Source organism: Spirulina sp. 06S082, from assembly GCF_034932145.1.
GTDB lineage: Bacteria > Cyanobacteriota > Cyanobacteriia > Cyanobacteriales > Spirulinaceae > CCY15215.
The window spans coordinates 1-13,517 of sequence record NZ_JAYGHV010000415.1 but is presented as its reverse complement, the minus strand read 5'-3'; the positions used below and the strand labels follow the sequence as shown (position 1 = coordinate 13,517).

Genomic DNA, 13,517 nt, shown 5'->3' with positions numbered 1-13,517 from the left:
TGGGGTGCTGCGATTTTTGAATGGGGGATTTAAGTGACGCGATCGCCTGAACTGCAAGCCTTGTTACAAAAGTTAACTATAAGAGTTTGTCCAGGCGATCGCGGAAATAATTCCGATACAAATCAAAGCATTGATTAATATCCATAGGACTTACGCATTAGCGGGCAAGATGCTCGCACTAGCATAGCAAGAGAATAAGGAATTCGCGACGATCGCGCTTGGAGAATGAACTATTGCTCAAACTTCTCGGTAATTCTGTATCCTCTCTAGTGTATATCAATTTGCAATTCGGAAACTAACCTTTTCTCAAACAAACCCAAACGTCAATCATTGAGAAGCTAACTCATCTTGAGTTTCTGAGGAAATTTACGTAAAAATTTCCATAATCAGATGATGACACTTAAAATTTTCAGGATAATTTTTCTCTTGCGGTATTTCTCGATAGTGTTTTGAAATTTTGTGCGGGCGTTTTAAAAAATAAGGATAATGAAATAAAGTACATTCTAATTTTTTTGCAATTTCATCAAAAGCATTTTGAGCCTTTCCTTTAAGGAGATATCCTAACATAGCGGCTTCACCAGAAAATGGAGCATAACGACAGGTTAAAAAATTGTCATGAATTTCTTTGATATATTGAGCTACAGCTTTATCAGAATGTAAAAGTTTTGCTTCTAATGGCCACATACTCCTTCGATCTTCATTTAAAATAAAGGCAAGATCGGGCTGTGGTGGTTGTGCTGGAGGAGGTTTTTTTGTTTCGTTTTCATAAGGACCATGCTGAATGTAAAAAGGCTCGAATCCATTCATGACTTTATGAATGTTTGGTTCTAAACATTGTGTAATATATCTTTCATCTAATTGAGCTAAATTTTCCTCTTTGAGAAGATCGTAGGCTTGCCAGACAAGTTCTAATAAGATTTTTGAACCATCTTCATCCCAAACCTTTAGGAATTCTGTAAATATAAGAGGAGGGGAAGATTTTGTTTTTTGGATGTTTCTCTTAGCCATTATTATTTGCAATATTAAATTTTGTGTGCCATCTCATGAAGTCAGCAGCAACTTCATCCGCATCGCGCAAGGCCATAGAACGAGTCCAATAGCGAATGCGATCGGGTTTAACAAAATAAATTGTCGGAATTTTTATTCTTTCAAGTTCACCTCCAATTTCCTTTTCAATTTCAAGGGAATCATAAATTTGAGCGACACGCTGATAAAAAATACTATTTTCTGTGTCATTGTGCGATTTTATAAAATTTTCATTTAAAGTCTCCATTTTTTTGATTAGATCGATAGAGTCAATAGATTCTACTTTAACACCATCGTGCAAAAATTTATTAAGATGAATGGCTACTAAGCGAATAGGTAAATCGTTTTTTTCCATTTCTTGAAAAATGGTGGCGCAAACATATTTATCTTGACCAAAGCTAGCTTTTATAACTTTGATAAAATATTCACAATATTGGCATAACTCGGGTTCTAGAATCTCTTGCGATGATTCTAGCTTTTTGCGGTGAGTTGGTTGTCTTCCGGGTGAATTCTTGTTGCCTTGAAAGTCAGGAAGGGTATAAGCAAATAAATCTTCAATTAATGTCCATTCACTCTCTTTAAATTCAAAGGCTTTACGAATATACCCATCAATATCATCATAAGTTTTGATATTTTCTGGTATTTCTAAGTTAGAATTTGGTATGGGTACTCGCAGCAAATCATCAACGTTTACTTCAGGTCTATAGGAAGCAAATCGACCACTTGATAACAACAAATAATAAACAGCTAGTTTACTATTATAGGTTAAACAAGCTACATCACAAATTGAGGATGAATTTTTCTCAAAATGAATGCTTACATAGCTTTTAGAACACAAAGCAGCTTGATTTTGAGTTGACCGTGAAATTGCTGCTTGAAATCGACCAATCTTTTTTTTCCAGCTTTGTTTTAATATCATTTGTGGCATCTCAAAAGCAGAAAAATTTGTAGAAGCTCGAGAATCAGTCCTTGGATCTTTATTAATCGGTAATCGATCTACATCAATAATAATGAAATTTTTATCTAAAAATTTTGCATCTTCTAAAATGTGTCTTCCTACAATAACAGATTGATTTTTTTGCAAATTACCACGAATAATACCTTGACGTTTTATGATTTGATTAGATTCTTCTAGCTTTTCCAGTGTAATCGATTTACTTAAATTGCGAATTAAAACGAGATCTCTTCGTCCTCCCCAAATCAAAGCTGTCCAAATAAAAGGATCTGTTTGCGCTTCGTAAGGAGACAAAAAACTAATATCTTGGGGTTCAATAACGATAAAATAATCATCATCTTGACTTTTTAAAGGTTTGGGACAAATGTATAAAAAAGGATCTGTATCTTGTTCATTCTTAGACAAAGTAATAATACAACATGGAGAAGCCGCTTTTTTAAAAAGACTAAAACGAAGAGCAGACAAATTCACAATTTCTTCAATCTTGAATTTTGCAAATAACTTCTGTCTAAAATCTTGTGCAGTCTGAATTTGATTAAAAATTAAAGCTCCTGATGGTTGCATCATAGAGATTTTTCCATCAACTTTAGCTAATTCCATAGATTTAGGCAAGAAAAAAGGCGCTATATTACCATAAGATGTTTCCCACTCATATTTTTTAGCCCATTGTTCGGCCAATTTTGTTACAGTATTTCTACCCCAAGGTGCATTACCAATTATTAAATCATAACTTTCTCGATCCCCTTGAGTCCGAAGTCCCTTAATATTTTCATTGAAAAAATCATCATCAATTAATCTTGTACCACGTAAAACAGGAAAACTTACCTCATTTTCCCAATATTCGCGAGGATCGATCTCGTCAAGCATAGACAAGTACAAACTGAATGAAGCTACTCTAACTGCTTGAGCATTAATATCGACTCCAAAGAAATTATTTTGCAACAAGTTTCGTAAATCGCTTGGATTTATTTTTTTCTGATGTTTATTTTTCCAGCGATAAACCAATCGTTGAAATGCTTTCACTAGAAAAATCCCAGACCCGCAAGCAGGATCGAGAATTTTTAAGTCCCATTCTTGACCCTCCCACTCTAAAACACCATCTAAAATAAAATCAACAATATATTCAGGTGTATAGTGAACTCCTTTACTTATTTTTTGATCGGATTTTTTATTGGTTTTTGGGCTGACAAATTCCTCATAAATACTGCTAATAAAATCCAAAGGAATGACATCAAATGAGTATTGCGGCCAGAGGCATAGTTGACCATCTTTCATTCTTAGATCGCCTCGAATAAAATTCGCAAGAGAATTCAAATGCTCTGATTTTACCTTGTGTATTTCTGCCTGCCATTCGGCTTCTCTTTCTGCTTCTGTTGCGCCTTTTCCGGGAAATAAATCTCCATTAAATTTACTATTCAGCCATCGAAAAAACTGATAAGTATCATCAAAATCGGTTAAAATTTCAGCAAATTCTTGATAGTTTTGCGATAAAATTCCAGTTCGATATAAATCATTAAAAATCTCCTCATTCAAAGCAGCACAACCGCTTGAATCTTTGCGTTGAGCTAGAAACTGAATAAAAATTGCTCTTGCTAAAAGATCGTGAATTGTATCGAGATCGAGTTTTTGGTTGTCTAATATTTTTCTCAGTTCTTTCAGATTGTCTAGTAACATCAGATCGGCAGCACCACTTCTTTTAAAACGCTTGCTGCGCTTTTGAAAAAACTCTCCCGATACCCAATCAACCCAATGTAAAGCCCGAGCAGCTTGTTCTGATAAAGATCCTCGATTTGTTTCCTCAACGGGTTTGAGCTTTTCTAAATTTTCTTTTGATGCGGGTTCGCAGCACGTCCAAACTTTTAACGCATTGGGTTCTACTGTAATGAGCGATCGCGCTCGACTAAAACTCCATGCCAAACGATAAGTCTCCTTTAAAGTTTCTGGAGATATAGGTCTATTAAATTCACAAACAATAGCAAGCGGGGCTTCTGTACTATTCCCATCAGGATTTGCGGCCAGAATACCAAACTTTGCATCTCTCGCATCTTCACTGAATTCTCTCGCGATCGCCTTACCAATCTTTTTTTGTACTAATTCTGCATATACTCTCGGACCCGATCCCTTGGGTGTCCAAATTTGCTCGGGGTGCGGCCAATAAAGTTTTTCGTGAGCGAGTTCTAATAGTCCAGGCTGTGTCATTTTCCTCAATTCTACCATGCAGAAAAGCGGGAGTCCCATAATGGGATAGAATGAATGTATTTACTAAATTGTAATGGAACGTATTCTTAATTACAATAAAATCATACGTTAAATTTAACAGGGATGAGTATCATCGATGGCTTCACGAGGCAAGAAACGATCGCCCTTGCCGAAACAATATCTTTAACTTCCTCGGATTTTTAATTCGAGGTTTTTTCTTGTCGATCGCCCCTTCCCTCTCCAAAAAATCAACAATTCCGGCGATCGCCAAAACCCTCTTTTCTCGTATTTTCTCGTATCATAGAGAAACGCAGAATTGCATTATAAGGAATATGAATCAACCGTTACCCAACGCCGAAGAACAAGAGCAACAGCCCCCCATTCGCCTGCCCCGCACCAGCGAATCAGATACCCTCAAACGCATCCGTCACACCACCTCCCACGTTTTAGCGATGGCGGTACAGAAACTCTTTCCTCAAGCGCAGGTAACGATCGGTCCTTGGACAGAAACAGGCTTTTACTACGACTTTGATAAGCCCGAACCCGTTACCGATAAGGATCTCAAGGCGATCAAGAAAGAGATGGACAAGATTATTAAGCAGAAACTCCCCGTTATTCGCGAAGAAGTCAGCCGGGAAGAAGCCGAAAAGCGCATCAAAGAAATTAAGGAACCCTATAAACTGGAAATCCTGCGGGATATCATTAAAGGGGACTCGATTAGCTTGTACCACCTTGGCGAGGAATGGTGGGATCTCTGTGCGGGTCCTCATCTAGAAAGTATCTCGGAATTGAATCCCAAGGCGATCGCCATTGAAAATGTCGCTGGTGCTTATTGGCGCGGGGATGAAAATCGGGAACAATTACAGCGCATCTACGGTACTGCTTGGGAAACCCCGGAACAACTGAAGGAATACAAGCGCCGCAAGGAAGAAGCATTGAAGCGGGATCACCGCAAGTTAGGTAAGCAATTGGGCTTATTTATCTTCTCAGATTCCGTTGGACCCGGTTTGCCTCTGTGGACTCCTAAAGGGGCGATCGTGCGATCGCTATTGGAGAATTTTCTCAAGGAAGAACAGGTAAAACGCGGCTATCTCGGAGTCGTTACCCCTCACATTGCTCGCACCGACCTCTTTAAAATCTCCGTCCATTGGCAGAACTATAAAGAGGATATGTTCCCCATGATGGCAGAGGATGCAGAGTCGGCGGCGATGGAACGAGGTTTCGTCCTCAAACCCATGAATTGCCCTTTTCACATCCAAATTTATAAGGATGAAATGCGCTCTTATCGGGAACTTCCCATGCGTCTCGCAGAATTCGGCACGGTCTATCGTTACGAACAGTCTGGGGAATTAGGGGGATTAACCCGAGTGCGGGGCTTTACGGTAGATGACTCTCACTTGTTTGTCAGTCCCGATCAACTTGAAGAAGAATTTCTCAGTGTAGTAGATTTGATTCTCACGGTTTTTAATAGTTTGCAGTTGCAAAACTTCAAAGCGAGGCTAAGTTTTCGCGATCCAGAATCGGATAAATATATTGGTTCGGTAGAGAATTGGAACAAGGCTGAAAATGCAATTCGCAGCGCGGTAGAGCATTTGGAAATGGAGCATTTTGAGGCACCTGGAGAGGCGGCTTTTTACGGTCCTAAGCTCGATTTTATCTTCCATGATGTTCTCGAGCGAGAATGGCAACTCGGCACCGTACAGGTCGATTATAACTTGCCCGATCGCTTTGAATTAGAATACGTGGCGGAGGATGGTTCTCGCCAGCGTCCAGTTATGATTCACCGCGCTCCTTTTGGCTCCTTAGAGCGACTGATTGGCATTTTAATTGAAGAGTACGCGGGAGATTTTCCCCTCTGGTTGGCTCCCGAACAACTGCGCTTGCTCTGCGTTAGCGATGAATTCTTAGATTATGCTCGAGAAGTGGTCGCCAAAATGCAGGCTGTGGGACTTCGTGCCAAAATAGATACCAGTGGGGAACGTCTCGCTAAAATGATTCGCAATGGGGAAAAACAAAAGATCCCCGTTATGGCGATCGTGGGGGCAAAAGAGGTGGAAAGTAATACTTTAAGCCTTCGCAGTCGTGCTTCGGGAGACTTGGGAACTATGTCCGTAGAAGAGGCGATCGCCAAATTAACAACCTGCGATCGCAACAAGGAAAAACTTTGAGATAAACCATGTTATGGACTAAGTTCCAAAAACTTTTCTGGCAATGGCGAGGAGAATCAATTGTAGCAGGAGGTGTCGCCGGATTCACTATCTTAGTCCGCTTGACGGGACTCCTACAACTCCTCGAATTATCTGTCTACGACCAAATGACTCGCTTGCGGCCGCCCTTGGCCACTGATTCGCGGATTGTTATTGTTGGGTTTAATGAATCTGATTTACAATCCGTCGAAGATTGGCCTTTTTCGGATGCTTTAATCGTTCAGTTATTAGAAAAAATTAAAGCACAACAACCGCGAGCGATCGGTTTGGATATTTATCGCGATTTTGTCAAGGAACCCGGCCATGAGGAATGGTTAGAATTTGCCCGATCGACCCCCAATTTAATCGGAATTCAAAAAATTGTTGGGGATGCGCCGACAAAAACGGCCTCAGACAATGCCACTGTGATTATTCCTCCTCCTCCCGTTTTAGCGGAATTGGAGCAGGTTACTGCTAATGATTTACCCTGGGATGTGGATGGCAAAATTCGGCGCGGTTTTATCTATTTATCTGACCCCGATGGCAAAACAGTTTTTAGTTTGGGGTTTAAACTTGCTTGGATGTATCTCGAAGCAGAAGGTATTTCTCCTGAAATACTAGATAAGGGAAAATTTGGTATCGGTCCAGCCATTTTTAAACGTTTTGAGGCTAATGATGGCGGATATATGCGTGCTAATAATCGCGGCTATCAAGTTTTACTGAACTATCGCGCTGCGGAAAATAGTTTTCGTTTTGTTTCTATGCAGGATGTTCTTGAAGGACGCATTGAGGAAGATTTATTTCGCGATCGCGTTGTCTTTATCGGTTCGACTGCACCCAGTCTCAAAGATTTTTTTCTCACACCTTATAGCGAACCGTTTTCAGGTTTACCCACGTTGATGACGGGGGTAGAAGTTAATGCTCAAGTGACCAGTTTTATCATTGGAGCCGCTTTAGGAGAGCGATCGCTGATTTCGACTTTACCTGAGTATTTAGAATGGCTGTGGATCCTTCTTTGGTCTGGTATTGGTGCTTTAGGGATTTCTCATTGGCGATCGGTGGATGGTCTGGCTAAATTATCAACAATTCGCACTCTGATTCGTTTTCTGGTTGCCAGCAGCGTTCTTATTTTTGGGGTTTTTGGTATCTTTTTAAACAATTGGTGGATACCCATGACTCCTGCTTTAATGACTTTAACGGGAAGCGCGATCGTTAAAATTGGAGCGACTTTGATCGCAAACTTAAAACGTTCTTATCAACGCATTGAAGACTATGCACGAACCTTAGAGATTAAAGTTGCAGAACGAACGGAAGAATTGAACACTAAAAATGTACAGTTGGGAGAAACAAATGTACAGTTAGAAGAAACTTTAGATCAATTACAAACGGCTCAAAACCAGATGATCTCTCAAGCAAAATTAGCTTCTTTGGGGTCTTTAACCGCAGGAATTGCCCATGAAATTCGCAATCCTCTCAATTTTGTGAATAATTTTTCTGACTTGACGGTACAGTTAACCCACGACCTTGAAGAAGAGTTGGAAGCACAATCTTCTAAGTTAGAAGAAGATGCGGTGGAATATATTAATGAAATTATTGAAGATTTCAAAGAATGCGTGAAAACTATTCATCATAATGGCAAAAGAATTGAAAAAATTGTTGATGGAATGCTCGGTCATGCGGGGGGAGGAACGGAAAATGCGTCTCTTTCCGATCTCAATCAATTGTTAAAAGAAGCGGTTCAACTAACCTATCATAATTTTCAAGAAAAAATTGCCGATTTTGATGCTAAATTAGATGTTGATTACGATCCAAATCTCAAGCCCGTGCTAGTTTTTTCCCAAAGTTTTAATACATCAATTATTAATATTTTACACAATGCTTTTGATGCGATGAAAGATCGCAAGCTAGAAGGAGAAGCTGATTATTTTCCGATTTTAATGGTCAAAACTGAAGAGATGGGCGATCGCGTTAAAATTACCATTCGCGATAACGGTATTGGTATTCCTCCTGACAATTTAGACAAAATTTTTGAGCCTTTCTTCACGACTAAACCCACTGGAGAAGGGACGGGACTGGGTTTATCTTTAGCGCGAGAAACGATTGTTTCTCTCCATCAAGGGGAAGTGAGGGTTCGTTCTTCTCCTCAAGAATACTCAGAGTTTGAAATCATTTTACCTCAAAAATCAATTTATGAAACGCCAAAGGAAATGAATGGAGATTTAGAATTAGGGGAGGATGAATTCGACATTGAAGAGTTAGAATTAGAAGAGGGTGAATTAGAGAAGGCAGAATTAGAATTAGAGAGTGTCGAAAAATTATGATTTTTACGATCGCAGCGATCGCGCAAATTATTATCAATATTGTTTTAATTGTTCTCTCAACTCAATTGAGAACGCCAAGTTTAGCGAGTATTCGAGACATTATTTTAGTCGTTCTTTTGTTAGGAAGTTCTCTGCTTATTCTCTCGGGATGTTTGCAACTGCGACAAAAAACCTGGAATTTGCAAAAAGGAATGGCTTTTGCGATCGCCTTCCTCGGTGTTGTTGGTTTAACGATTACTGTTGCGAATGAAGCGCAGTTTTATTGGCAAAAATATCGCGTTGTTTTAGGTGCAGAAGTAGAAAGTTTGGAAGTATTCGGAAAACATTTTATTGTCGGTTATAAGGATATTAATGATGCTGTTAAACTGGTCGAAAAACGTGCGATCGCAGGAGTTTTTATTACAACAAGAAATATTGAAAATAAAACTTATGAGGAGATTAAAACAGAACTAGAAACATTACAGGAAATTAGGCGATCGCAAGGATTATCTCCTTTATGGATTGCCACAGATCAAGAAGGAGGAATAGTCTCTCGTTTATCCCCTCCTTTAACTTATTTACCTTCTCTCTCGGAAATCGTTGCGAAAGAAAAGAACATCGAAAACATAAAAAAAGCAGTTATCGAATACGCTTCAACTCAAGGTCGAGAATTATCAGACCTGGGAATTAATGTTAATTTTGCCCCTGTGGTAGACTTGAATAAGGGTGTTGTTAATCAGCGCGATCGCTATTCACAAATTTATCGTCGTGCGATTTCTGATGATAGTGAAATCGTGACATTGGTGGCAAAATGGTACTGCAGTACCTTAGTACAATTTGATGTAAAATGCACGATTAAGCATTTTCCAGGCTTAGGAAGAGTTGAAAATGATACTCATGTCGCAGATGCAGAATTAAACGCATCCGTAGAGGAATTAGAACAAGATGATTGGATACCTTTTCGCGAGATAATGAAAGACTCTTCAGCTTGGACAATGTTAGGACACGCAAAATTAATGGCATTAGATACACAACATCCTGTTTCTTTTTCTCCTCCTGTCATTCGAGGATTAATTCGAGAAAAATGGCAATATCGCGGGATTTTAATTACTGACGATCTTTGTATGAAAGCAGTTTATGGAAGTTCAGAAGGCATTAATGGTGCAATTAAAAAGGCGTTAATTTCGGGAGTCGATCTACTTTTAATTGCCTACGATCCCGATCTATATTATGAAGCAATGGCAAGTTTACTTCAAGGGCATAGACTGCAACCAACAGGAACTCGGTAGTCATGTTCAAGGAGTAATGAGCGATCGCCGATCGCTCATTACTTAATTAGGGTTTGCTGATAAAAAGTAAAAAGACTGCTCTACAAGGATTAGAGAAGAAAAAAGATGGAATCAAACGAGAGAAAAAGGGGTAAAATGGAGGAAAACCCTGCATTTTTACGAAGAGATAGAAATTATTTTCTTAAAACCCAGTGTTTTTCCCCATGATTGCTATGCAAAATACTTTTAGCATAATTAAAATCGGCGCGATCGCATTGAGCGTTCTTTTTATTACTCCTTCCGCACTGGCTGATGCGGCGATCGACGCACAAACTTGTACCTATCGTGGCAAAAAATTGTCTGGGAAAGTGCAAATTGTTGAGAATTTCCCTGATTTTAAAGTTAAGGTTGTCACCTCCTTTGCCGATCTCAAAGTTAAAACCGTTACTTCATTTCCTGATGATTGCGGAGAGTGGCAATTTGTGGAACATTTCCCCGATTTTAAAATTAAATTCGTGGACAGTTTTCCCGATCTTGAAATAGAGTTTGTTGAGTCTTTTCCAGGGATAGATTAGTGAGGTTTTGACTGGATTTAATCGTCTTCACTTTTACGACTTGTCGCCCTTTCCCTGCGTCGATCTTCTCGTTGTCTGCGTCGTCGCAATTCTGCATAGTCGCGATCGCCTCTCCGACTCTCCTCCGATGACCGACGAGGGGGGGAGGGACGGCGAGGGGGGCGGTTTTTCTGAGATGATGGAGATGTTGTAGTGCGAGAACTTTTCTTCCCGTAGCGATCGCGCAGATCCTCCCGCATAGCCAGAAAAAAGTCCCGACGCAAGCAAGGATAAGCCCCTACCCAAAGGTCTTGACTGGGAATATAAACATCGCTAACCTCTCGAATACTTTCCAGATCGGGATCGTTGGACATCACTAAACATTCTACCGGTTGTCCCCGCGCGATCGCCTTATGAATGCGTTGCAGAGGAGCCTTAATAATCGTTCTAAATCCTTCTTTATCACCAATTTCTACATTAATACGGCGTTCGCGATTTTCGACAATGACCAAATCTCCCAAACGGTTAAAACTTTCCGCCTCATCGATGATATCCTCCGTAATAAAAGTATCTAACACCCGCCCTCGCCAAAAGCCACTATAGCGCCATTTCCGATAGGAAGCATTTTTGATACTCGCCCAATAGACAGGAGACCACAACCAATAAAAGCCGAAAACAATCCCCAAAATAAACTTAAATCCTTGAGCAACTCCCCCAAAAAGAACATCTAAGACGAAAAGGACAATCACACCCACAAAAGAGATTAATAGTCGTCGCAAAACATCCCTCACGGTACCCCAAACCGCAGCATATTGCGATCCCGTGGCGATGGAGGGGACTAACTGTTCAAATTTCTCGCGGGTGATAGGAATCAGCATGAGGAAAATAAGATTTACTGAATTAAACTTTCTTGACCGATCGCCTTGTAGGCCTGGCGCATATAATCATAATCCGAATCCTCAGCAACCTCCATCGAAGCACCTTCAAACCGAGTTGATAAGTCTTCAATGGCGAGAATTGCTTCTACCAGTTGTTTCTGACCCACTAACAACCGCGATCGCATCTCCGTGACGATCTCTGGGTCAAGCTGGTTACTGGCGACAAAAATATCTCCCGGCCATTCTGGTGTACTCGCAATAATACGAGTTTGTTCGTCCTCAGATAACCCTGCTTTTTCCAGCATCGTGAGATAGGAAGTGTATCCCCGTGCAAAAGCATCGATTTTTCCAGCCTGCAAATTGGCTAATTGCGCTTGTGGATCGAGGTGAACAAGTTTGAGATCGGATTGAATTTGTAGGTTTTTCTCGGCAAAAAGTGCCGCAGTTCCTAAATGAGAAGTGGAACCAGTTTTCCAAATATCAAGGGTTTTCCCCTGTAAATCTGCTAAAGACTGAATATCGCTCTCTTGGGGAACCACAATTACGGTACGATATCCTGGTCGTTTGAGGGTGACAAGGGGGACAGGTTTGGCCCTGGCGGATAAAACGACATATTCTGATGGTCCAGCCCAAACTAAGTCTAACTCCCCCGCCAGCATGGTAGGAGCGACTGCAACGATATTATCTAAAGGCACTAACTCAATTGTGGTTTCGAGTACCTCTTCGAGCCTCATGCGAAAAGTAGCATAGTCTCGCTCCAATATTTCTCTATCCTGCACATCGCTGATGCCAAAATGCAATTTTGTCGGCCAGTTGCTGATTTTATGGGTCGTATTGCGATCGGAATTCTGGCTGGCTGTGGTGCAGCCAGCCAGAAAAAGCAGAGAATATTGCAGAAAATTTCTTCGTTTTATCATGGTTGCTAGAGGAATTGTTAATATCTGGAGATTTTCACGAAGATGCAACCCAATTAAAGAATTTTTTCTAACCCATATACTAAGGATTTTAATTCAGTAACCTTGCGAATGGCGAGGAGAACCCCTGGCATGAAGGAAGCGCGATCGCTGGTATCGTGGCGCAAGGTGTAAATTTGACCAGGAGAACCAAACAGAACCTCTTGATGGGCGATAAGTCCTGGGAGACGCACGCTGTGAATGCGGATATTTTCATCACCAACGCTTCCTCTCGCCCCCGCTAAGTGTTCTGTTTCTACTACGGAGGGGGGATTATAGGTTTTTCCTAATTCTGCCAGCATTTGCGCCGTTTTAATCGCCGTCCCGCTTGGTGCATCGGCTTTTTGGTTGTGGTGCAGTTCGATAATTTCGACATGATCGAAATATTTCGCAGCTTGGAGTGCGGCTTGCTGCATTAAAATCACGCCAATGGAGAAATTAGGCACAATTAAGGCACCCGTTGTCGCTTTTTCGGCAAATTCCGCCAACTCTTTGATTTGTTCTGGGGTTAGTCCCGTGGTTCCCACTACTGGGCGCACCCCATAGGCGATCGCGCTGCGGACATTGTCGTAAACGCCGTCGGGGTGGGTGAAGTCCACCATTACCCCCTGAATTTCTTCCTGGGTCGCCACCACTAAAATACTTTGTAAATCATTCAGAATAGGAACTTCCAGTTCACCGCACCCTGCAACGACTCCCGCATCTTGTCCTAATAGGTTGGGGTTGAGGTCCACTGCACCCACCAAGACCATCCCCTCGGCTTGGGCCACAGCTTTAACCGCCTCTCGACCCATTTTACCCCCCGCACCGTTGACAACGACGGGAATTGCTGCTTCGTTAACCATTCTTTTCCTCTCGCTAGTTTCAGGCCAAATCTTATTTTACAACTCGCAAGTCATGTTGGCGATCGCTGTAATATATTTTCTTGTGGAAGTCTTTAAAGTTATTGAGAATGAAGAGAAAGAACAATGAATTCGCCGATTATCTTTAATGCACCTGTTCAATTTATAATAGGTGAATGCACCCGCTCATCATCCTACGGATAGATGAGGGGCTTCACTCTCCCATAGCGTAGAGAGAGTGACGGGCATTCTCCGTTTGTCTGAGGAACTTTTGCCATCAGACAACTGACAACCATTTCTGTGCGCCAGTTTGCGTTTCCAAGCCCAATATCTCGCACCAATATTTTGAGAACCAT

9 protein-coding genes are annotated in these 13,517 nt (G+C 41.1%); 4 read left to right on the top strand and 5 right to left on the bottom strand.

The annotated features are described in order from the left end of the window. Positions 1-366: 366 nt before the first annotated feature. Positions 367-1,008, bottom strand: coding sequence for a hypothetical protein (locus VB714_RS25250; RefSeq protein WP_323227836.1), 642 nt, complete (start codon positions 1,006-1,008; stop codon positions 367-369). Then, positions 1,001-3,655, bottom strand: a complete 2,655-nt coding sequence (locus tag VB714_RS25245) for an HsdM family class I SAM-dependent methyltransferase (RefSeq protein ID WP_323227833.1) — start codon at positions 3,653-3,655, stop codon at positions 1,001-1,003. The genes VB714_RS25250 and VB714_RS25245 overlap by 8 nt, the downstream gene beginning before the upstream one ends. A gap of 857 nt (positions 3,656-4,512) precedes the next feature. On the opposite strand from VB714_RS25245, the gene thrS reads away from it, so the two are divergent. From thrS to VB714_RS25225, 4 genes are all read left to right on the top strand, one after another. Continuing rightward, entirely contained in the window at positions 4,513-6,348 is a 1,836-nt protein-coding gene (gene thrS / locus VB714_RS25240; RefSeq protein WP_323227831.1) for a threonine--tRNA ligase, read from the top strand. An 8-nt stretch (positions 6,349-6,356) separates the two neighbouring features. Next, positions 6,357-8,687 carry a CHASE2 domain-containing protein gene (locus VB714_RS25235; protein WP_323227829.1) on the top strand — a complete coding sequence of 777 codons (2,331 nt, stop codon included), beginning with the start codon at positions 6,357-6,359 and terminating at the stop codon, positions 8,685-8,687. Further along, entirely contained in the window at positions 8,684-9,955 is a 1,272-nt protein-coding gene (locus tag VB714_RS25230; RefSeq protein ID WP_323227828.1) for a glycoside hydrolase family 3 N-terminal domain-containing protein, read from the top strand. Before VB714_RS25235 ends, VB714_RS25230 begins: the two co-directional genes overlap by 4 nt. Positions 9,956-10,158: 203 nt before the next feature. Continuing rightward, the gene (locus VB714_RS25225; protein WP_323227825.1) at positions 10,159-10,509 is read left to right on the top strand and encodes a hypothetical protein; all 351 of its coding nucleotides are present in this window, start codon (positions 10,159-10,161) and stop codon (positions 10,507-10,509) included. 17 nt (positions 10,510-10,526) lie between these two features. On the opposite strand, the gene VB714_RS25220 is transcribed toward VB714_RS25225, so the two are convergent. From VB714_RS25220 to dapB, 3 genes are read right to left on the bottom strand one after another with little or no spacing between them, the layout of a single operon-like run. Then, entirely contained in the window at positions 10,527-11,366 is an 840-nt protein-coding gene (locus VB714_RS25220) for a phosphate ABC transporter permease (protein WP_323227823.1), read from the bottom strand. 14 nt (positions 11,367-11,380) lie between these two features. Continuing rightward, a complete protein-coding gene (locus VB714_RS25215; RefSeq protein ID WP_323227821.1) occupies positions 11,381-12,283 on the bottom strand; it encodes a phosphate/phosphite/phosphonate ABC transporter substrate-binding protein in 903 nt (300 codons plus the stop codon). A 53-nt stretch (positions 12,284-12,336) separates the two neighbouring features. Continuing rightward, entirely contained in the window at positions 12,337-13,164 is an 828-nt protein-coding gene (dapB, locus tag VB714_RS25210; RefSeq protein WP_323227819.1) for a 4-hydroxy-tetrahydrodipicolinate reductase, read from the bottom strand. Between the last annotated feature and the right edge of the window lie 353 nt (positions 13,165-13,517).

Excerpts from the sequence above, each read along its gene's own strand:
- thrS (WP_323227831.1), top strand. The coding sequence starts at position 4,513 with ATGAATCAACCGTTACCCAACGCCGAAGAACAAGAGCAACAGCCCCCC.
- VB714_RS25235 (WP_323227829.1), top strand. The coding sequence starts at position 6,357 with ATGTTATGGACTAAGTTCCAAAAACTTTTCTGGCAATGGCGAGGAGAA.
- VB714_RS25250 (WP_323227836.1), bottom strand. The coding sequence starts at position 1,008 with ATGGCTAAGAGAAACATCCAAAAAACAAAATCTTCCCCTCCTCTTATA.
- VB714_RS25245 (WP_323227833.1), bottom strand. The coding sequence starts at position 3,655 with ATGTTACTAGACAATCTGAAAGAACTGAGAAAAATATTAGACAACCAA.
- VB714_RS25220 (WP_323227823.1), bottom strand. The coding sequence starts at position 11,366 with ATGCTGATTCCTATCACCCGCGAGAAATTTGAACAGTTAGTCCCCTCC.
- dapB (WP_323227819.1), bottom strand. The coding sequence starts at position 13,164 with ATGGTTAACGAAGCAGCAATTCCCGTCGTTGTCAACGGTGCGGGGGGT.
- VB714_RS25225 (WP_323227825.1), top strand. The coding sequence starts at position 10,159 with ATGATTGCTATGCAAAATACTTTTAGCATAATTAAAATCGGCGCGATC.
- VB714_RS25230 (WP_323227828.1), top strand. The coding sequence starts at position 8,684 with ATGATTTTTACGATCGCAGCGATCGCGCAAATTATTATCAATATTGTT.
- VB714_RS25215 (WP_323227821.1), bottom strand. The coding sequence starts at position 12,283 with ATGATAAAACGAAGAAATTTTCTGCAATATTCTCTGCTTTTTCTGGCT.